The organism is Streptomyces sp. NPDC104096 (assembly GCF_055584385.1).
Map to the genome: position 1 here is coordinate 174162 of NZ_JBVJMD010000003.1, position 20397 is coordinate 194558.

Consider the following 20397-nt stretch of genomic DNA (forward strand, 5'->3'; position numbering starts at 1 on the left):
GGGGACGGTCGTTACGCATGGCCAGGGAATTCCAACGCGGCCACAAGGCCAAGATCAGTGACCTCACGGCAGGCACGGATCTGTACGTAGGCGTGCAGATCACCGGCCCGGGACTGGGCTTCGACATCAGCTGCTTCGGCCTCGACGCGGACGAACGGCTCTCGGACGACCGGTACTTCGTCTTCTTCAATCAGCCGAAGTCCCCCGAGGAGTCCATTCAGCTCCTGGGCGCGCAGGCGGGCGACACGGAGTCCTTCCGGGTGACGCTCGACCGGATCCCGGCGCAGATCCAGAAGCTGTCCTTCACCGCGACCATCGACGGCGCCGGGCAGATGTCGCAGGTCGGCCCGGGATATCTCCGAATCGTCGCCGGCGGCGAGGAAGTGGCGCGGTACTCCTTCACCGGCGCCGAGTTCTCCACCGAGCGCGCCGTGATGCTGGGCGACTTCTACCTGAAGGACGTGTGGCGCTTCGCGGCCGTGGGACAGGGCTTCGACGGCGGCCTGGAGGCGCTGCTGAAGAACTTCGGCGGTGAGGTCATGGAGGAGGGGGCACCCGCGGCCCCGCAGCAGGCCCAGCAGCCGCAGACCGGTGCCGCTCCGGGCTTCGCCCCGCCCGCGTTCGGCGCGCCTGCGGCTCCCGCGGCCCCCGCGCCGGCTCCGGCCCCGCAGCACCCCGGAACCGTCGCGCAGGGCTTCCCGCCGCCGCCCGGCGCCACCCCGCCGCACCCGGCCCCCGCTCCCTCGGTGCACGGCGCGCCGACCCTCATCGCGCCTCTGGCCCCGCCCGGCGGCGGCACCGTACCGCCGCCGTCGCCCGCGCCGGCCCCCTTCGGCCAGCCGCCGCAGCCCCCGAGCGCGCCCATGCCCCCCGGCTACGCGCAGCCCCAGGGCCCGCCGCCCGGCTACGGGCAGCCGCCCGCGCCTCCCGGGTACGGGCAGCAGCCGCCGTACGGTCAGGTCCCGGGCCAGCAGGCCGCCCCCTACGGGATGCCGCAGGGCGCGCCCCAGGGCGGCGCCGGGGTGACGTCCGCGCTCCAGCAGTTCAAGGAGACGCCCACCGGGCAGCGCTGGACGCAGCAGAACAAGAAGCTCATCCGCGTCGACCTCGGCATCGGCGGCCAGCCCGTGCTGGCGCGCCAGGGCAGCATGGTGCTCTACCAGGGCAAGGTCGACTTCAGCTACAAGGGCGCCGGGTTCGCCGGCCGGATCGTGGGCAACGCGACCGGCCAGGAGATGCAGCTGATGCGCTGCACCGGCCAGGGACAGGTGTTCCTCGCCGAGAACGCCACCCATCTGCACCCGGTGGAACTCCAGGGCGACGCGATCTGCGTCTCCGCCGAGAACGTCCTCGCCTTCGACGAGAGCCTCCAGTACGAGGTCCGCCGCGTCGAGGGGCACGGCATCCCCGGCGGCGCCCTGTTCACGATGCAGTTTCAGGGCACCGGCACGATCGTAGTCAAGACGCACGGCACGCCCGTCGTGCTGCCGGTCACCCCCACCACGTTCGCCGACTGCAACGCGGTGGTCGCCTGGTCGGCCGCCTCCCAGGTGATCGTCTCCAGCCAGGTCCGGATGCGGCGCAACGCCTACCCGGGCGACACCGGCGAGAGCGTCAACCTCCAGTTCCGGGGCGCTCCCGGCAACTTCATCGTCGTCCAGCCGTACGAGGTCTGAGGGAGCCCGTCATGAACCAGCCACTCGCGGGCTATGCCCCCGCACCCGTCACGGCCCGCATGGAGAACCACGGCAACCACATGCTGAAGGTCGCCATGCAGACCGGGAACGACCTCCTCGCGCGCGTGGGGTCGATGGTCGCCTACGAAGGCTTCGTCCAGTACGAGCCCAACCCGCCGGCCGTGCGCCAGATCGCCCGCGACTGGATGACCGGCGAGGGCGCGCCCTTGATGAAGGCCTCCGGCGACGGACTGCTCTACCTCGCCGACTACGGCGCGGACGTCGTCGTGATCAACCTCAACGGCGACGGCATCTCCGTCAACGCCACCAACCTGCTCGCCTTCGACGCCCATCTGACCTGGGGTGTCGAGCGGGTCAAGGGGATGGCGAAGTTCGCCGGACAGGGCCTGTGGAACACCAAGATCTCCGGGCAGGGCTGGGTCGCGCTGACCTCCCGGGGCAAGCCGATCGTCGTGGACTGCGGCGGCGGCGAGGACGAGACGTACGTCGACCCCGACGCGCTCGTCGCCTGGTCCCCGAACCTCAAGGTGAAGGGCAAGCGCAGCTTCAAGGCGCAGTCACTGATCGGCCGCGGCAGCGGCGAGGCGTACCAGATGGCCTTCTCCGGCCAGGGCATCGTCGTCGTCCAGCCCAGCGAGGACAGCACCGACCGCCTGCGGTTCCGGGGCTGAGGGGGAGCCAGAGTCACCATGCAGAGCCCGCTTTTCGCCTTCAACGACCAGCAGACCCAGGAACGCTGGAGCCTGCAGAGCAAGCAGATGCTGCGGGTCGTCCTGGAGGGCCACGACGACATCCTGGCCCGCAAGGGCACGATGGTCGCCTACCAGGGACTCGTCGAGTTCGACGCCGAGTACCAGAGCAACAACCAGTCACGCTCGCGTGCGTACACCGGCGAGGGCCTGGACCTGATGCGCTGCCACGGGCAGGGCACGGTGTTCTTCGCCAACCTCGCCCAGCACGTCCACCTGGTGGACGTGGAGCAGGACGGGCTGACCGTCGACAGCAGCTATGTGCTCGCGATGGACTCGTCGCTGCACCACGAGGTCATCGCCGTGGACAGCCTGTACGGCATCTCCGGCTCGGGGAAGTACCAGCTCAACATCACCGGCCGTGGCAAGGTCGCCCTGATGACCTCGGGCGCGCCGCTGATGATGCAGGTCACCCCCGACAAGTACGTCAACTGTGACGCCGACGCGATCGTCGCCTGGTCCACCGGTCTGCGGGTGCAGATGCAGGCCCAGACGCATTCGTCCGGGGTGTGGCGGCGCCGGGGCAGCACCGGCGAGGGCTGGGAGCTCAGCTTCATGGGCACCGGCTTCGCGCTGGTCCAGCCGAGTGAGCTGCTGCCGCCGCAGAACGCCCAGATCGGGCAGGGCCTGGCCGCCCAGTTCGGCATGGGCCAGCACGGCGCGCGGGCCCAGAACCAGGGCAACGTCTGGAGCTGACCGCACATGTGAACGAGGGGTGACCGCGACGTCGGTCACCCCTCGGTCGTTCACAACCGGGCGCGGGTCGCCTCCAGCAGCCGTACGACGGAGTCGTCCGCCACGCCGGCCACCTCGTCGTAGGCGAACCAGCGCACGTCGAGCGACTCCTCGCTGATCGCGGCCTGCGCGCCGGGGGGCGCCACGACCGCGTACTGCACGTCGAAGTGCCAGTGGCACGGCGCCGGGATCGGGTGCTTGTCCAGCCGCACGGGACCGCCCGCGAGCAGCCTCAGCCCGGCGATGCCCGACTCCTCGGCCGCCTCGCGCAGTGCCGCGTCCGCCAGCGTGGCGTCACCCGGCTCGCAGTGACCGCCCGTCTGGAGCCACATGCGCAGTTTCCTGTGCAGGGTCAGCAGGACCCGGTCGTGCTCGGGGTCGATCACCAGGGCGCTCGCGGTGACATGGCCCGCGTGACAGGCCTTCCACACGCCGTCCGGGTGCGCCGCCAGATGGTCCAGGTAGGCCGCGCGCAGCGCTTCCTGGTCCGCGTCCCGGTCCGCGTGATCCCTCAGGACCAGGACCGCGTCCTCGTACAGGCTCACTCGGTGCCGTCGCCCTTGGTCTCGTCGCCCTCGGTCCCGCCGCCCTCGGCCTTGTCGCCCTCGGTCTCGCCGCCCTTCCTCAGGTCGGGCTTCTCGGCCGAGCGGCCGCTGGCCGCCTCGCCCAGCATCTTGTCCAGCTCGGAGAAGTCCAGGTGCTCGCGGTGCACGAAGCCGTCCGGGTCGTCCAGGTCGGTGGCCGTCGGCAGCATGTCCGGGTGCGCCCACAGCGCGTCACGGCCGTCGACGCCCCGCGCGTCCGTGAGGGACGCCCACAGCCGGGAGGCGTCACGCAGCCGGCGCGGACGCAGTTCGAGGCCGATCAGCGTGGCGAACGTCTGCTCGGCCGGACCGCCGGTGGCGCGACGGCGGCGCAGGGTCTCCCGCAGTGCGTCGGCGGACGTCAGACGGGGCTTCGCGGCCGCGTGGACCACCGCGTCCACCCAGCCCTCCACGAGCGCCAGAGCCGTCTCCAGACGGGCCAGGGCGACCTTCTGCTCGGGCGTGTCCTCGGGCTGGAACATGCCCTGCTGAAGGGCGTCCTGAAGCTGCTCCGGGTTCTGCGGGTCGAACTGGCCGACCACGTCCTCCAGCTTGGCCGTGTCGACCTTGATCCCGCGCGCGTACCCCTCGACCGCGCCGAACAGGTGCGAGCGCAGCCACGGCACGTGGGCGAACAGACGCTGGTGGGCGGCCTCGCGCAGGGCGAGGTACAGCCGCACCTCGTCCTTCGGCACGCCCAGGTCCTTGCCGAACGACTCGATGTTCACCGGCAGCAGCGCGGCCTTGCCGGCCGGGCTGAGCGGCAGGCCGATGTCGGACGAGCCGACGACCTCGCCCGCGAGCACACCGACGGCCTGCCCGATCTGGGTGCCGAACATGGCACCGCCCATCGAGCGCATCATGCCGATCAGCGGGCCGGCCATGGCCTGCATCTCCTCCGGCAGGACATCGCCCATGGCCGTGCCGACGCGCTCGGCCACCGGGTCGACGAGTTCCTGCCACGCGGGCAGGGTCGCCTCGACCCACTCCGCGCGCGACCACGCCACGGCGGAGCCGGCACCGGAGGGCAGGGACGTGGCGTCGTCCAGCCACAGGTCGGCCAGGCGCACGGCCTCCTCGACCGCGGTCCGCTCGGAGGGGCCGACGCTCGCGTCCTTGACCCCGTCGGCGGTGCCCTGGGCGACCGTCTGGCGGGCGATCTGCTTGGCCATGTCCCAGTTCACCGGGCCGCCCTCGTACGAGAGCATCTGGCCGAGCTGCTGGAACGCGGCGCCCAGGTCGTTGGGACTCAGCGAACCGAACATGGCAGCGAGCGGATTGTCCGCACCGGGGCCGCCCGGGCCACCGGGCCCGAAACCGAACGGGTTGGCCGGTCCCTGACCACCACCGCTCTGCTGGTCCTTCTTCTTGCCCTCGTCGCCGTTCTCCGGCTCCTCCGGCGGAAGGCCGAATCCGAATGGGGTGTCACTCACGGGATTCCTCGGCTGGTAAGGCCACCGGTTCTTTCCGGCGGCACGACTGCCCGACAACACCACCCAGCCTAGACACCGCGGACGGATCGGGCCTCGGTGCTTCGCCGACGGAGGGCCTGCGGCAGGATGGATGCCACCTGGTACGTACGCGTCGCTCGCGCCCGTACAGAAGACAACCGCTGGAGACACCTGGTGAGTTCCCCAGATCCGCAGGTTCGCGCAGCGCGAAACCACTCGGGCCCGCCCACCGCCCGCGGGCCCGTCGTCGCCGTCACCGGCGCCGCGTCCGGTGTGGGCGCGCTGCTGACCGCGCGGCTCGCCGCGTCGGAGGAGATCAAGCAGGTCATCGCCATCGACGAGCGCCGGGGGGAGTGTGCCGAGGCGCAGTGGCAGATCCTCGACGTGCGCGACCCGGCGATCGCGGACAAGCTGCGCGGCGCCGACGCCGTGGTGCATCTGGCGCTCGACCTGGACCTGGGCAGCGACGCGGCCGCGCGCACCGCTTACAACGTCCGGGGGACGCAGACCGTGCTGACCGCGGCCGCGGCGGCCGGTGTGCACCGCGTGGTGCTGTGCACGTCCGCGATGGTCTACGGGGCGCTGCCGGACAACGAGCTGCCGCTGTCGGAGGACGCCGAGCTGCGCGCGACCGCCGAGGCCACGGGGGTCGGCGACCTGCTGGAGATCGAGCGGCTCGCCCGGCGCGCGCCGCGCGCGCACCCGGGGCTCAACGTCACGGTGGTGCGGCCCGCGGTGCTCGTCGGAGAGACGGACACCGCGCTGACCAGGTACTTCGAGTCGCCTCGGCTGCTCGTCGTCGCCGGGTCGCGGCCCGCGTGGCAGTTCTGCCACGTCGAGGACCTGTGCAGCGCGCTGGAGTACGCCGTCCTGGAGAAGGTCGACGGTGAGCTCGCCGTCGGCTGCGACGGATGGCTGGAGCAGGAGGAGGTCGAGGAGCTCAGCGGGATCCGTCGGATGGAGCTGCCGTCTGCGGTCGCGCTCGGCGCGGCGGCCCGGCTGCACCGGATCGGGCTCACCCCGTCCCCGGCGGGGGACCTCGCCTACACGATGTACCCCTGGGTGGTCAGCGGGAGCCGTCTGCACGACGCGGGGTGGCGGCCGCGATGGACCAACGAGGAGGTGCTCGCGGAGCTGCTGGAGGAGGTCTCCGGCAGGCACACCGTGGCCGGGCGGCGGCTGGGGCGCAAGGACGCCACGGCCGCGGGCGCGGCGGGCGCGACGGTCGCGCTGCTGGGCGCGGCGGCCGTCGTACGGCGGGCCCGGAAGGCGCGACGGCGGATCTGACGGCCCCGGGGCACCGGGCGCGCGCCGACGGGTGCGCGCCGGGGCGCGAGCTCCGGGGTGCGAGCCCCGAGCCACAGGCCCCGAGGCGCGCGGGCTGACGATGGGCCATCCGTGTTCCCTGGGCCGCGACCCGCCACCCGCGAGCCGCGGCCCGTGACCCATGGGCCCCGGACCCGTGGCGCGGTCGCGCGTCGGCCCGGTGGCCCGAAGCGCTGTTTCCCGTGGTCCCGGGCGTGCGGCACGATGGGGGTATGGCAGCCACGAACGATCATCCGGGTGAGCGGGCGGCGTCGGACCCCGTCAAGCTGATCGCCGTCCGCGACACCGCGCTCAGCCTCGACGAGGTCTTCCGGGCCGTCGGGGACGACGCGGCCGGCGGGACCGCGCTGTTCGTGGGGACGGTGCGCAACCACGACGGCGGCAACGACGTCGACGGGCTCGGGTACTCGTGCCACCCCAGTGCCGAGTCCGAGATGCGGCGGATCGCGGAGAAGGTCGTCGCCGAGTACCCGGTGCGGGCGCTGGCCGCGGTGCACCGGGTCGGGGACCTGGCGATCGGTGACCTCGCGGTCGTCGTCGCCGTCTCCTGCCCGCACCGGGGCGAGGCGTTCGAGGCCTGCCGGAAGCTGATCGACGATCTCAAGCACGAGGTGCCGATCTGGAAGCACCAGAGGTTCTCCGACGGCACCGAGGAATGGGTCGGCGCCTGCTGAGTCTCCCGTCCTCCGTCCGGTTATTTCCGCTACCCCGTCCGGTTGCGTAACCGGCCCCCTGGCGTGAGCGTTGTCAGTGCGGATGGTTAATCTGCTGATCAGTCAGTAGCGATCGCTCGATAGGGGTTGGGAGGTCGGCATGGGGGCACTCGCCTGGTTGCTGATTCCGCTTGTGGCTGCGATCGGAGCCGGCCTGTGGGGCACCTGGGCCAACCGGACGAGAAAGACCCGCGGCGACGGTCCTGAACTGGACGGGTACGCCCGGTTCCGGGCCGCGATGGAGAAGCCGCACGTCGGCGTGATGGAGAAGACGCCCGTCGGCGTGATGGAGGAGACGCACAGCGGTACATGACGGGGTGGCCCTGACGGTGCGCTGACAGACGCGTCCCGTACTGTCGACTCATGCCACGCCGCACTGCGACGATGCTCGCCTCCACCCTGATGCTGATCGCGCTCCTGTGTGCGGGAGTGTTCATCCCCGTGCCGTACTCGGAGCTGTCACCGGGGCCGACGGTGAACACCCTCGGCGATCACGGCGGTGAGCCGGTGTTGCAGATCTCCGGGCGCAAGACGTATCCGACCAGCGGCAACCTGAACATGACCACGGTGCGGGTCACCAGCGCCGACTACCGGATGAACCTCGTCGAGGCCGTCTACGGGTGGCTGGCGCACGACAACAAGATCGTGCCGCACGACACGCTCTACCCGAACGGCAAGACCGAGGAGCAGTCCACCCAGGAGAACGCCGAGGAGTTCAGCCAGTCCCAGGAGAGCGCCAAGGTCGCCGCCCTGACGGAGCTCGGCATTCCGGTCAAGGCGTGGGTGATCGTCTCGACGGTCGGCAAGGACTCCCCGGCCGAGGGCCGGCTGCACGCCGGGGACGTGATCAAGGCGGTCGACGGCACGGCGGTCAAGGAGACCACCGACGTGGCGAAGCTCGTGACCAAGCACAAGCCCGGCGAGGACGTCGTCTTCACGATCGTGCCCGCCAAGGAGCAGGCCGCCGCCGAGAAGGAGAACCGGACGGCCACCACGACCGAGAAGGTCACGATCACCACCACCACGTCCGACGACGACAACCCGAAGCGGGCCATCGTCGGCATCTCCGCCGGTACCGACCACACGTTCCCGTTCAGCATCGACATCAAGCTCGCCGACGTCGGCGGCCCGAGCGCCGGACTGATGTTCGCGCTCGGCATCTACGACAAGCTCACCCCGGGCAGCCTGACCGGCGGCAAGTTCGTGGCCGGCACCGGGACCATCGACGACGAGGGCACGGTCGGGCCCATCGGCGGCATCGAGATGAAGACCGTCGGCGCCCGCGACAAGGGCGCCCAGTACTTCCTGACGCCCGCCGACAACTGCGCGGCCGCCGCCAAGGACACCCCCGAGGGGCTGCGCCTGGTCAAGGTGAAGACCATCGGCGACGCCCTCGACGCCCTCGACGACATCCGTACCGGCGACACGGCCGACCTGCCGAAGTGCACCACCAAGGGCTGAGACTCCACCCCGGTACGACACCGGCTCCCGTACGGCACCGGGGGCGCCCCTCGCTCGGAGGGGCGCCCCCGGTGCCGTACCGCCGGAGGGAGCCCCGGTCCGGGCGGGGCCTCAGTCCTCGAACGTCGCCGTCAGGGCCTCCGCCAGACCCGGGACCAGGTCGGCGCCCGTGAGGACCTCCGTCGGGGAGTCCTTCTCGCGCAGGCGCACAGCCGACTCGCGCGCGCCGTCGCGCAGCACCGCGACCGTCATACGGACCTCCTGGCGCTGCGGGTGCTCGGACACCCACTTCGCCAGCTTCGCGTCGCTCAGGCCCTGCGGGACCTGCGCCTCGGCGGACGGCGGCAGCATCAGACGCTCCACGGTGAGCGCGCACCCGACCACCGCGTCGGGCCAGGCGATCGTGGCAAGGAACTCGTCGAGCGCCTTGTCCGTTGGAATCTCGTCCTGCTCGATCGGGGTGAGACCGGTGGTGGTCTGCTCTTCCTCACCCAGACCGAGCTGGGCCGCGAGTGAGGGTTCCTGAGCCCGCAGCCGTGCGGTGTCGACGAGGGCGAAGAGGCGGGCGGGCTGGTCCCAGCCGAGGCCGGAGGCGTACTCGTCGATCTCGAGTACGGCCCGGGTGAGCGGGCTCGCCGCCATGGGAGTGTTGGACATGGTCACAATCCTGCCTCGTTCCTGGCCGGAATCGGGAACCGAGTAAAGCGTGAGTAAGTTGCATAGGTGTGGGTCTGCGATCGCGAGGCCCCGGGGAGGGCCCGCAAAAATGCGGCCCTGACGTATCGACAGCGAACTTCGAGGTGCACACCTTGGCTTTCCAGATGCCGGACCGCGGCGGAGGCCCGACAGGGCCGCGGATCAGAGTGGGCCGCCCGTCCCGGCGTGTCCGGACCCTGCTCATGACGCTGGGCGTCCTCGCCGTTCTCGGCATGGCGTTCACCATGTTCTCGGGCTTCTGGACGAACTGGCTCTGGTACCGGTCGGTGAAGTACTCGTCCGTGTTCACGACGACGCTGTTCACCAAGACCGGACTCTTCTTCGTCTTCGGCCTGCTGATGGCCGTCGCGGTCGGGTTCAACATCTGGATCGCCCACCGGATGCGCCCGCCGCTGAGCGCGATGTCGATGGAGCAGCAGAACCTCGACCGCTACCGGATGGGCATCGCGCCGTACAAGAAGTGGCTGCTGTTCGGCATCACCGCGCTGGTCGGCCTGGTGGCGGGCGCGTCCGCGTCGAGCCAGTGGCGGACCTGGCTGATGTGGGTCAACGGCGTGCCCTTCCACCAGAAGGACCCGCAGTTCCACCTCGACGTCTCCTTCTACGCCTTCGACCTGCCCTGGTACCGGTTCCTGCTCGGCTTCGGCTTCGCCGCCACGATCCTGTCCCTGATCGCCGCCGCGCTCACCCACTACCTGTACGGCGGGCTGCGCATCACCAGCCCGGGCGCGCGGGCCACGGCGGCGGCCACCGGGCATCTGTCGGTGCTCCTCGGCGTCTTCGTCGCCCTGAAGGCGGTCGCGTACTGGCTCGACCGGTACGGCCTCGCGGTCAAGTCCAGCGACTTCAAGGCGACCGACAACTGGACGGGCCTCAGGTACGTCGACGCGAACGCCTACCTGCCCGCGAAGACGATCCTGTTCTGCATCGCCGTCATCTGCGCCCTGCTGTTCTTCGCCACCCTGTGGCGGCGCACCTGGCAGCTGCCGATGATCGGCTTCGGCCTGATGGTGCTCTCCGCGATCCTCATCGGCGGCCTGTACCCGGCGATCGTCCAGAAGTTCCAGGTCGAACCGAACGAGCAGGCCAAGGAAGCGCCGTACGTCGACAAGAACCTCAAGGCGACGCGTGAGGCGTACGGCATCGACGGCACGCAGGTCACCGAGTACTCCGGCAAGAGCAGCACCACGGACAAGACCAAGCTGCGCGACGACGTCGACGACACGGCGAGCATCCGCATCATGGACCCCAACATCGTCTCGCCCACGTTCCAGCAGCTCCAGCAGATCAGGAACTACTACGCCTTCCCGACCAACCTGGACGTCGACCGCTACACCAAGGACGGCAAGGAACAGGACACCGTCATCGGTCTGCGCGAGCTGAACCTCAACGGCATTCCGAAGAACAACTGGATCAACGACCACTTCCGCTACACCCACGGCTACGGCGTGGTCGCCGCCAAGGGCACGGAGGCGGACTCCGAGGGCCGCCCGGTCTTCACCGAGTCCGACCTGCCGTCCACCGGCGACCTCGGGACGTACCAGCAGCGGGTCTACTACGGCGAGAAGACCACCACCTACTCGATCGTCGGCGGTCCCCAGAAGGAGATCGACTACTCCGACGACAACGGTGAGAAGACCACCAGCTACCGGGGCGACAGCGGGGTGAGCCTCTCCAACCCGGTCAACCGGGCCGCGTACGCGGTCGCGTTCGGGGAGCCGCAGATCCTGTACTCCGGTGCCATCGGCGACGGTTCGCGGATCCTGTACAACCGCACGCCCAAGGAGCGGGTCGAGGCGGTCGCCCCGTGGCTGACCATCGACGGCGACGCCTACCCGGCGGTCGTGGACGGCAAGATCCAGTGGATCGTGGACGCCTACACCACCACCAACGGATATCCGTACGCCTCCCGTACGACCCTCGGCGACACCACGGCGGACTCGCTGACCGCGACGAACAACTCGCGTGCGGTGGTGGCCCAGCAGAACCAGGTCAACTACATCCGCAACTCGGTGAAGGCGACCGTCGACGCGTACACCGGCGACGTCACGCTCTACCAGTGGGACACCAAGGACCCGGTCCTGAAGACCTGGATGAAGGCGTTCCCGGGCACGGTGAAGGCCAGGACGGCCATCCCGGCCGCCCTGATGGACCATCTGCGGTACCCGCAGGACCTGTTCAAGGTCCAGCGCGAGCTGCTCACCCGCTACCACGTGAAGGACGCGCAGACGTTCCTCAGCGGCAGCGAGGTGTGGCAGGTGCCGGACGAGCCGACCAACAAGTCGGGCGACGCGGTGCCGCCGTACTACCTGAGCATGAAGATGCCCGACCAGGCGGACCAGGCGTTCTCGCTGACGACGACGTTCACGCCCAACGGCCGGGACAACCTCAGCGCGTTCATGGCGGTCGACTCGGAACCGGGCACCTCCGACTACGGCAAGATCAGAATCCTGAAACTGCCGACCAACACCACGGTCAACGGGCCCAAACAGGTCCAGAGCCAGTTCAACTCCGAGCAGGAGATCGCCGCGTCGATCAAGCTGCTGAAGGGCGGCGACTCCGATGTCGAGTACGGCAATCTGCTGACCGTGCCGTTGGACGGCGGACTGCTCTACGTGGAGCCGGTCTACGTACGCGGTGGCGGACTCAAGTACCCCCTGCTGCGCAAGGTGTTGGTGACCTACGGAGGTGCCACCGCGTTCGAGGACACCCTCGACCAGGCCCTCAACAAGGTCTTCGGGGCGGAGGCCTCGACCACGCCACCGCCGGACGAGGGCACGACCAACCCGCCGACGTCCGCCAACCCGACCGTGCAGGAGGCCCTGAGCGACGCCCAGAAGGCCTTCGACGCCGGCCAGGAGGCACTGAAGAAGGGTGACTGGCAGGCGTACGGCGAGGCGCAGAAGGATCTCCAGGACGCGCTGAAGCGTGCCGAGGACGCGCAGGCCAAGGCCGGCGGGACCGGTGGGAGCGGCGGCAGTCCCGGCGCGAGCCCGAGCGCCGGTCCGAGCCCGAGTGGCACGCCGAGTGCCACCCCGAGCGCCGGTCCGAGCAGTGGCTGAGTGAGCTGAGCTGCGGCTGAGCCGCAAATGAGTGAAGATCTCCCCTCGCGCCGTGATACGGTTGAGAAACAACGGCGCGGGGTGGAGCAGCTCGGTAGCTCGCTGGGCTCATAACCCAGAGGTCGCAGGTTCAAATCCTGTCCCCGCTACTGATCGCGAAGGCCCGGATCCTCCAAGGATCCGGGCCTTCGCGCTGTGCGAACGCATGTGCCGATCCTCGCGACGGCCGCGCCGCCAGGGGGAGTTGAGCGATCCGTGTTTGACTTGTCTCTCTGTGGGCATGTCGACAAAACGCTGAAGTGACCTTCACTGACTGCGGTATACCGGATGTACCCAGGTTGCGGGTGGTGCGACGATGGACGTTATGGGGGACAAGGCAACTCTGTTGGAGACAGGGCGGTTTGTGCAGTCTGCTGACTTCGCGCAGCCGGCTGACCTTGTGCAGCCTTCCGACCGGGACGAGACCGGCGAGGCTGCGGAAGAGGCGCGCCTGCGCCTCGCCGTGGAGGCCGGTGAGGTCGAGGCGATGAGCGTGCTCGGGGCCATGCTGCTGCGCCGCGGCGACCTCGACGCCGCCGAGCCGTACCTGCGCGGCGCCACCACCGCGGGCGACCGCGCCGCCGCCAACAACCTGGGTGTCCTTCTCTATCAGCGCGGCTACGCCGACGACGCCGCGGGATGGTGGCGGATCGCCGCCGTCGCGGGATCCGCGGCCGCCGCCCACGCCCTCGGCCGGCACCACCGGGAACGCGGGGACGAACCCGCCGCCGAGTACTGGCTGCGCCAGTCCGCCGAGCAGGGACACGCCCTCGGCGCGTACGCCCTCGCCGACCTGCTGGAGCACCGTGGGGACGGCGGGGCCGAGCAGTGGATGCGGGCGGCCGCCGAGCGGGGCCACCGCGAGGCGGCGTACCGGCTGGCCAGGGCACTGGACCGGCGGCACGGACGGGAGGCCGACGGCGACGGAGGTGTCGCGTCGGTCGGGGCGGAGGCCGAGGCCGAGGCCGGGGCGGAGGCCGAGGCCGAGCAGTGGTACCGGCAGGCCGCCGCCCGCGGCCACCGCCGGGCGGCCCTGCAGCTCGGGGCGATCCTGGAGAAGCGCGGTGAGCTCAAGGAGGCGGGCCGCTGGTACCTGACGTCCGCCAAGGACGGGGAGGCGCGGGCCGCCTGCGCTCTCGGTTTCCTGCTGCGGGACGCCGGGGACAGCGAGAGCGCCGCCGTGTGGTGGCTGCGGGCCGCCCAGGACGGCGACGGCAACGCGGCGAACGCGCTGGGCGCGCTGCACGCCGAGCGCGGCGAGACCCAGACCGCCGAGCGCTGGTACCGGGCCGCGATGGACGCCGGCGACGACAACGGCGCCTACAACCTCGGCCTGCTCTGCGCCGAACAGGGGCGGACCGCGCAGGCCGAACAGTGGTACCGGCGCGCCGCCTACGCCGGGCACCGGGAGGCCGCGAACGCGCTGGCGATCCTGCTGCTCCAGGGCGGCGACACGACCGGCGCCGAGCCGTGGTTCTCCAAGGCGGCGGAGGCCGGCAGCGTCGACGCCGCGTTCAACCTGGGCATCCTGTACGCCGGCCGGGGCACGGAGAGCGAGGACGAGGCCGCGCTGCGGTGGTACGAGCGGGCGGCGGCGGCCGGGCACACCGAGGCGGCGCTCCAGGTCGGGATCGCCCGGCTGCGGGACGGGGACGAGCGGGAGGCGGAGCGGCATCTGCGCTGCGCGGCGGGCGGCGGCAGCGCGGAGGCCGCGTACCGGCTGGCCGCCGTGCTGGACGCGCGGCGGCCCGCGCCGTCCACGCACGAACTCGGCGAGCACGTGCACGAGAAAACCGAGTGCGAGGAGTGGTACGAGCGGGCGGCCACCCAGGGGCACCGGCGCGCACAGGTGCGGGTCGGGATGCTCGCGGCCGACCGGGGCGATGTGGTGGAGGCGGACCGCTGGTACCGGGCGGCCGCCGAGGCGGGGTCGCGCAACGGCGCGTTCAATCTCGGGCTGCTGCTGGCCCGGGAGGGCAGCGAGCCCGAGGCGGCCGTGTGGTGGACCCGCGCCGCCGACGCCGGGCACGGACGGGCGGCGCTCCGGCTCGCCCTGGTCTACGCGCGTCGTGGCGAGCTGGCGGAGGGGCAGCGGTGGGCCGACCGGGCCGTCTCCCTGGGGCCGACGGAGGTCTCGGAACGGGCGGCCCGACTGAGGGACGCCCTGCGACAGGAACTCTCGGCCTGACCCGGCCGGCGCGCACACACGAGCCCGCCCGCCCCGGCCGCGTCGGCCCTGCCGGGCCGCGCTTGCCCGGGCCGTCGCTTGTCCCGGCGGCCCGCGCCCGTCCCGGTCGCGCCCGCTCGGCCCGCGCCCACCCCGGATCCATGGGCCTGCGTAGCCCGGATCGCCAAGTGATTTGCTTCTGCCTGCGGCCTTGACGTAGTGTTCCATTCATCGACGCGGGGTGGAGCAGCTCGGTAGCTCGCTGGGCTCATAACCCAGAGGTCGCAGGTTCAAATCCTGTCCCCGCTACTGAAGGCCGAGGGCCGGAATCCGAAAGGGTTCCGGCCCTCGGTTCTTTGCCGTACGGCACAGTGCGTGCCGCCGCCGCGCTCAGGCGGGGACGTGCTGTGCGGGCTGCCGGGCGGGTGCCCAGCACCGGATGACGTCGCGGACGGAGACGATGCCGGCCGGCTCGCCGCCGTCGAGCACGATCAGATGCCGGAAGCCGCCGTGCGCCATGGCGCCGGCGGCCTCCTCCACGGTCCAGGTCGGCGCGGCGAACACGACGTCGTTGGTGGTGTGGGCGTGGGTGCGCTCGGTGTCCGGATTCTGGCCCAGGCCGACGGAGTTGAGGATGTCACGCTCGGTGAGGATGCCGATGCCGCCGGCGTCCGGGTCGAGGACCAGGGCGGCGCCCACTCGGCGCGCGGACATCAGGGCTGCGGCCTGGCGGAGGGTGTGGTCGGGGCCGATGGTGAGGACCACCGTGCTCATGGCGTCGCGGACGAGCATGGGATGGAGCCACCTCCTAGGAAACCCCCGATGGTTCGGGCCCGGCGCCTGAGGCGCCCATGGTGATGCACAAGTTCACAAGTGGGGGGTGCTCACAGACTGACAGGTAAAGCAGAGGTCAACAAGGGGGCGTGCGCGGCCAATTGAGGGCGCGCACGCTCATCTGTGCCGTTCAGTGGCGCTGGTTGAGATACCCCAGCAGTTCGTCGTGCAGCAACCCGTTCGACGCGGCCGCGTTGCCGCTGTGCGGGCCGGGCCGGCCGTCGAGGCCGGTGAAGGTGCCGCCCGCCTCCGTCACCACGATCGCGGTGGCCGCCATGTCCCAGAGGGAGAGCTCGGGTTCCGCGCACAGGTCGACCGATCCCTCGGCGACCATCATGTACGGCCAGAAGTCGCCGTACGCGCGCGTGCGCCACACCTCGCGGGTGAGGTCCAGGAAGCCGTTCAGCCGGCCCTGCTCCTCCCAGCCGCTCAGCGACGAGTACGCGAAGGAGGCGTCGCTCAGCTCCGAGACCCGCGACACGTGCAGCCGAGACGCCGAGGACAGGCTGCGGCCGGTGAAGGCGCCATGGCCCTGCGCGGCCCACCAGCGGCGGCCCAGGGCGGGTGCGGACACCACGCCGACGACGGGCCGGTAGCCGCCCTCCGCCGCCTCCATCAGGGAGATGAGGGTGGCCCAGACGGGAACACCGCGCACGTAGTTCTTGGTGCCGTCGATCGGGTCGATGACCCAGCGGCGCGGGCCGGTGCCCTCGATGCCGTACTCCTCGCCGAGGATGGCGTCGCGGGGGCGGGCGCGCTGGAGCTGACCGCGGATGAGCTCCTCGGCCGCCTTGTCCGCCTCGGACACCGGAGTCATGTCCGGCTTCGTCTCGACCTTGAGATCGAGAGCCTTGAAGCGGTCCATCGTCACGGCGTCGGCCGCGTCGGCGAGGACGTGGGCGAGGCGGAGGTCGTCCAGGTAGTCCGGCATGTAACGAACCGTATCTGCCGAGGTGGGTGCGGGGCCACCGGGGTCGGCGGGCAGGCCGCCGGGAGGTGCGGCGCGGGGCCGCCCGCGCACGGGGACCGGCGGGCGCCCCGCGGTGCCTTCGCGAACCCTTGACAGTGCTCCCGTGCGCGTCAAATCTGGGCGCAGAGCCCCTCGCCCCGGGAGGCGAAGATGCCCGCAGCACGGGAATCCCTGCTGGACGCCGCGTACACGGCGTTGGCACGCCTGCCGTGGTCCGCCGTGCGGATGGTGGACGTCGCCGCGGCGGCCGGGGTGTCCCGGCAGACGCTGTACAACGAGTTCGGCAGCAAGGACGGCCTGGCCCGGGCACTGGTCAGACGGGAGGCGGACGGCTACCTCGCCGGGATCGAGCGCGCGCTCGCCGCGTACGCCGACGCCCGTGAGCGGCTCGCCGCCACCGCGGAGTGGACCGCCTCGGCCGCCCGCGAGAACGCGCTCGTACGGGCCATGCTCACCGGCTGCTGGGGCGAGGGGCTGCCCGCCCCGACACTGCGGGCGGTGCCGTCCTCCTCGGTGGTGCCCGCGCAGCGGCGGGCGGACGGCCCGCTGCCCTCGCCCGGCGACTTCGTGGCGATCGTCCGCGACCGGGCCGTGGCCGCCCTGTCCGCTCCGGGCGCCGACCGGCAGGACACCGTGGAACTGACGCGCTCCTGTGAACTCGCCGTCCGGGTCGGCCTGTCCTGTGTCTCCGCGCCGCCGGGGGAGGGCGGGGTCGGGGAGCTGTTACGGGTCGCGTTCCCCCGCCCGTCGACCGTGTGACGCGCCGCCCGCCGGGCGTCGGCCGGGGCGAGGTGTCAGTGGGCCGAGCCGGACAGCTGGAGGCCGATCACACCGGCGATCACCAGGCTGATCGAGATGATCTTCAGCGTGGAGACCAGGTCGCCCAGGAAGACCATGCCGTAGATCGCCGTGCCCGCCGCGCCGATGCCCGTCCACACGGCGTAGGCCGGGCCCACGTCGAGCTTCTTCAGCGACAGGGTGAGCAGACCGAAGCTGCCCAGCGCGAAGCAGCTGAAGGCGACGGTCGGCCAGAGTCTGGTGAAGCCGTGCGACAGCTTCAGACACACCGCGAAGCCGGTCTCGAGCAGGCCTGCCACGACTACCAGCAGCCACGCCATGTGCTGTCCTCCCGGGTGTCAGCGCCTGCCTGCGCTTCGCGGCCGCTTGGTCGGGCTCGTCGGGCTTGGATCCGACTCGGTGCGATTATGCACTTACCGGCCCCGGGCCCGAACAAACAACGCGAAGGTCAGGGATCCTTCCGTGACGGAGGATCAGGCCCTGCTCGGGGAGCGGGCTTTCGCCGTCCGTCCGGACCGGGATCTCGGCTGTCCGTCCGCGAGGGGCGTCGGCCGCCCCTCGCGCGGCGCTGGATCAGTCGCCCTCCGTGCGCTCCCGTGTCGCCAGCAGCCGGCGCAGCGAGTACAGCCGCGCCGGGTCGGCGTGCCCGTCGGCCACCCACGCGTCCAGCGCGCAGTCCGGCTCGTCGTGGCTGCACGCGCGCGGGCAGCCCTCCGTGCCCGGCTCCAGGTCGGGGAAGGCGTGGATCACGCGGGACGGATCCACATGGTGCAGGCCGAACGACCGTACGCCCGGGGTGTCGACCACCCAGCCGTCGTCGCTGTCCGCCAGCGGCAGCGCCAGCGCCGAGGTCGTGGTGTGCCGGCCGCGGCCCGTCACCGCGTTGACATGTCCGGTCGTACGCCGCTGCTCCAGCGGCACCAGCGCGTTCACCAGCGTCGTCTTGCCGACGCCGGAGTGCCCGACGAACGCGGTCACCTTCCCGTCGAGCTGTTCGCGGACCCGGGCGACGGCGGTGCCGTTCTCCAGTTCCTCGCGGCTGGTGACGACGTACGGGATGTCGAGGTCGCCGTACAGCTCCAGGAGCTTGGCCGGCGGGGCCAGGTCGGACTTGGTGAGCACGAGCAGCGGGGTCAGCCCGCCGTCGAAGGCCGCCACCAGGCAGCGGTCGATCAGCCGCGGGCGGGGCTCGGGGTCGGCCAGGGCCGTGACGATGGCGAGCTGGTCGGCGTTGGCGACGACCACGCGCTCGTACGGGTCGTCGTCGTCCGCGGTGCGGCGCAGCACCGAGGTCCGCCCCTCGATGCGCACGATGCGCGCGAGCGTGTCCTTCTTGCCGGAGAGATCGCCGACCAGGGCCACCCGGTCGCCGACCACGGCGGCCTTGCGACCCAGCTCGCGGGCCTTCATGGCCATCACGACCCGGTCCTCGACCAGGACGGTCAGCCGGCCCCGGTCGACGGTGAGGACCATGCCCTCGGCGGCGTCCTCGTGCTTGGGGCGGATGTGCGTACGGGGCCGGTTGCCCTTGCGGTTCGGCCGGGAGCGGATGTCGTCCTCGTCGGTGTGCTTGCCGTAGCGGCGCATGACCTGATCGCCCCTATGCCCCGAGCATCCCGGTCCACAGCTCCGGGAAGTCCGGGAGGGTCTTCGCCGTCGTCGCCACGTTCTCGATCTGCACGCCCTCCACCGCCAGCCCGAGGATCGCGCCGGCCGTCGCCATCCGATGGTCCTCGTACGTGTGGAAGATCCCGCCGTGCAGGGGGCGGGGCCGGATGCGCAGTCCGTCGGCGGTCTCGGTGACATCGCCGCCGAGCTCGTTGATCTCCTTGGTGAGCGCGGCCAGCCGGTCCGTCTCGTGCAGCCGCAGATGGGCCACGCCCCGCAGGTACGACGGGGAGTCCGCGAGGGCTGCGACGGCCGCGATGCCCGGCGTGAGCTCGCCGACCTCGCCCAGGTCCACGTCGATGCCGTGGACGGCGCCCGATCCGGTGAACACCAGCCCGTACTCGGTCAGCTCGCAGCTGCCGCCCATCTCGGTGAAGATCTCGCGCAGCCGGTCGCCGGGCTGGGTGGTCCGGGACGGCCAGTCCGGGACGACGACCCGCCCGCCGGTGACCAGCGCCGCCGCCAGGAACGGCTGCGCGTTGGACAGGTCGGGCTCGACGGTCAGGTCGCGGCCGAGCAGCGCGCCGGGGGTGACCCGCCAGACGTCCGGCTCGCCGCCCGACTCCGGGGTGTCGACCTGGGCGCCGACCGCGCGCAGCATGTCCACGGTCATCCGGATGTGCGGCATGGACGGCAGCGTGCTGCCGGTGTGACGGACCTCCACGCCCTGGTTGAAGCGCGGACCGGACAGCAGCAGGGCGCTGACGAACTGGGACGAGGAGGAGGCGTCGACGGCGACCGGACCGCCGTCCAGCGCACCGCCGCCGTGCACGGTCAGCGGCAGCGCGCCCCGGCCGTCGTCGTCGATCCGGGCGCCGAGGGCGCGCAGGGCGTCGATCACGCCGTGCAGCGGACGCTCGTACGACCGCGGGTCGCCGTCGAAGCGGACGGGACCGTCGGCGAGCGCGGCGACCGGTGGCAGGAAGCGCATGACCGTGCCCGCGTTGCCGACGTCGACCGTGGCCGGGCCGTGCAGCCCGGCGGGGATCACCCGCCACGCCTCGCCCGTGCCGCCCGCGACGGTGGAGCTGGAGGACACCGTCTCCTCGATGCCGACGCCCATCGCGCGCAGCGCCCCGGCCATCAGCAGGGTGTCGCGGGAGCGCAGCGGGCGGCGCAGCCAGCCCGGCTCGGAGGCGAGGGCGGCGAGCACCAGGGCCCGGTTGGTGACCGACTTGGACCCGGGCACGTGGACCGTCGCGTCGACGGCTCCGGTCGCGTGCGGGGCGGGCCAGAGGGCGGTGTCTGCGGGGTTCACGGTCATGCGCCCACTTTAGTGGCTGTCGGTGACCGGAGATCTTGATCAAATGAGGCGAAAGCGGAGCGAAAGCGTGGCGTGGACAGTGCCGCGCATATATGCGCAGGCGAGGCATGGCCACGGCATGACCGGAGCGCGCCCCGGACCCGGGGCACGGCATGACGGAAG

Annotated in this window: 18 protein-coding genes and 2 tRNA genes; 12 read left to right on the plus strand and 8 right to left on the minus strand. The window is 71.5% G+C overall.

Translation table 11 applies throughout. From position 1 onward, the window contains the following. Window positions 1-17 precede the first annotated feature (17 nt). From ACZ60B_RS05245 to ACZ60B_RS05255, 3 genes are read left to right on the plus strand one after another with little or no spacing between them, the layout of a single operon-like run. A complete protein-coding gene (locus tag ACZ60B_RS05245; RefSeq protein ID WP_469384312.1) occupies window positions 18-1676 on the plus strand; it encodes a TerD family protein in 1659 nt (552 codons plus the stop codon). Between the two features lie 11 nt (window positions 1677-1687). Further along, window positions 1688-2368 carry an AIM24 family protein gene (locus ACZ60B_RS05250; protein ID WP_152893985.1) on the plus strand — a complete coding sequence of 227 codons (681 nt, stop codon included), beginning with the start codon at window positions 1688-1690 and terminating at the stop codon, window positions 2366-2368. A gap of 18 nt (window positions 2369-2386) precedes the next feature. After that, window positions 2387-3142 carry an AIM24 family protein gene (locus ACZ60B_RS05255; protein WP_152893986.1) on the plus strand — a complete coding sequence of 252 codons (756 nt, stop codon included), beginning with the start codon at window positions 2387-2389 and terminating at the stop codon, window positions 3140-3142. Between the two features lie 50 nt (window positions 3143-3192). Here the strand turns inward: ACZ60B_RS05255 and ACZ60B_RS05260 are convergent, their stop codons facing one another. Both ACZ60B_RS05260 and ACZ60B_RS05265 read right to left on the minus strand, forming a co-directional pair. Further along, on the minus strand, window positions 3193-3726 hold the full coding sequence (locus tag ACZ60B_RS05260; protein ID WP_469384315.1) for an NUDIX hydrolase: 534 nt from the start codon (window positions 3724-3726) through the stop codon (window positions 3193-3195). After that, complete coding sequence (locus ACZ60B_RS05265) at window positions 3723-5198, minus strand: zinc-dependent metalloprotease (RefSeq protein WP_469384316.1); 1476 nt, start codon at window positions 5196-5198, stop codon at window positions 3723-3725. Before ACZ60B_RS05265 ends, ACZ60B_RS05260 begins: the two co-directional genes overlap by 4 nt. Before the next feature lie 192 nt (window positions 5199-5390). On the opposite strand from ACZ60B_RS05265, the gene ACZ60B_RS05270 reads away from it, so the two are divergent. The 4 genes from ACZ60B_RS05270 to ACZ60B_RS05285 all read left to right on the plus strand — a co-directional run bounded on the left by ACZ60B_RS05270 (window position 5391) and on the right by ACZ60B_RS05285 (window position 8716). Further along, window positions 5391-6503, plus strand: coding sequence for an SDR family oxidoreductase (locus tag ACZ60B_RS05270; RefSeq protein ID WP_450661537.1), 1113 nt, complete (start codon window positions 5391-5393; stop codon window positions 6501-6503). A gap of 251 nt (window positions 6504-6754) precedes the next feature. Next, on the plus strand, window positions 6755-7216 hold the full coding sequence (locus ACZ60B_RS05275) for a molybdenum cofactor biosynthesis protein MoaE (protein ID WP_469384318.1): 462 nt from the start codon (window positions 6755-6757) through the stop codon (window positions 7214-7216). Between the two features lie 139 nt (window positions 7217-7355). Further along, window positions 7356-7568 carry a hypothetical protein gene (locus ACZ60B_RS05280; protein ID WP_469384320.1) on the plus strand — a complete coding sequence of 71 codons (213 nt, stop codon included), beginning with the start codon at window positions 7356-7358 and terminating at the stop codon, window positions 7566-7568. 50 nt (window positions 7569-7618) lie between these two features. Then, complete coding sequence (locus ACZ60B_RS05285) at window positions 7619-8716, plus strand: YlbL family protein (RefSeq protein ID WP_469384321.1); 1098 nt, start codon at window positions 7619-7621, stop codon at window positions 8714-8716. Window positions 8717-8827: 111 nt separating this feature from the next. Here ACZ60B_RS05285 and ACZ60B_RS05290 read toward each other — a convergent pair whose 3' ends face one another. Beyond that, entirely contained in the window at window positions 8828-9373 is a 546-nt protein-coding gene (locus tag ACZ60B_RS05290) for a PPA1309 family protein (RefSeq protein ID WP_469384323.1), read from the minus strand. 164 nt (window positions 9374-9537) lie between these two features. On the opposite strand from ACZ60B_RS05290, the gene ACZ60B_RS05295 reads away from it, so the two are divergent. From ACZ60B_RS05295 to ACZ60B_RS05310, 4 genes are all read left to right on the plus strand, one after another. Beyond that, a complete protein-coding gene (locus ACZ60B_RS05295; RefSeq protein ID WP_469384631.1) occupies window positions 9538-12495 on the plus strand; it encodes a UPF0182 family membrane protein in 2958 nt (985 codons plus the stop codon). 75 nt (window positions 12496-12570) lie between these two features. Beyond that, a tRNA-Met gene (locus tag ACZ60B_RS05300) sits at window positions 12571-12644 on the plus strand. Window positions 12645-12850: 206 nt separating this feature from the next. Continuing rightward, window positions 12851-14722 carry a sel1 repeat family protein gene (locus tag ACZ60B_RS05305; protein ID WP_469384324.1) on the plus strand — a complete coding sequence of 624 codons (1872 nt, stop codon included), beginning with the start codon at window positions 12851-12853 and terminating at the stop codon, window positions 14720-14722. 214 nt (window positions 14723-14936) lie between these two features. Beyond that, window positions 14937-15010 (plus strand) — tRNA-Met (locus ACZ60B_RS05310). 81 nt (window positions 15011-15091) lie between these two features. Here ACZ60B_RS05310 and ACZ60B_RS05315 read toward each other — a convergent pair. Both ACZ60B_RS05315 and hisN read right to left on the minus strand, forming a co-directional pair. Continuing rightward, on the minus strand, window positions 15092-15493 hold the full coding sequence (locus ACZ60B_RS05315) for a CBS domain-containing protein (RefSeq protein ID WP_152893993.1): 402 nt from the start codon (window positions 15491-15493) through the stop codon (window positions 15092-15094). A 172-nt stretch (window positions 15494-15665) separates the two neighbouring features. Beyond that, window positions 15666-16466, minus strand: coding sequence for a histidinol-phosphatase (hisN, locus tag ACZ60B_RS05320; protein WP_469384325.1), 801 nt, complete (start codon window positions 16464-16466; stop codon window positions 15666-15668). Window positions 16467-16655: 189 nt separating this feature from the next. On the opposite strand from hisN, the gene ACZ60B_RS05325 reads away from it, so the two are divergent. Further along, complete coding sequence (locus ACZ60B_RS05325; protein ID WP_469384327.1) at window positions 16656-17264, plus strand: TetR/AcrR family transcriptional regulator; 609 nt, start codon at window positions 16656-16658, stop codon at window positions 17262-17264. Between the two features lie 35 nt (window positions 17265-17299). On the opposite strand, the gene ACZ60B_RS05330 is transcribed toward ACZ60B_RS05325, so the two are convergent. The 3 genes from ACZ60B_RS05330 to aroA all read right to left on the minus strand — a co-directional run bounded on the left by ACZ60B_RS05330 (window position 17300) and on the right by aroA (window position 20235). Further along, window positions 17300-17623 carry a DMT family transporter gene (locus ACZ60B_RS05330; protein WP_469384328.1) on the minus strand — a complete coding sequence of 108 codons (324 nt, stop codon included), beginning with the start codon at window positions 17621-17623 and terminating at the stop codon, window positions 17300-17302. Window positions 17624-17876: 253 nt separating this feature from the next. After that, window positions 17877-18890, minus strand: coding sequence for a ribosome small subunit-dependent GTPase A (gene rsgA, locus ACZ60B_RS05335; protein WP_469384329.1), 1014 nt, complete (start codon window positions 18888-18890; stop codon window positions 17877-17879). 13 nt (window positions 18891-18903) lie between these two features. Beyond that, a complete protein-coding gene (gene aroA / locus ACZ60B_RS05340; RefSeq protein ID WP_469384330.1) occupies window positions 18904-20235 on the minus strand; it encodes a 3-phosphoshikimate 1-carboxyvinyltransferase in 1332 nt (443 codons plus the stop codon). Window positions 20236-20397: the final 162 nt, after the last annotated feature.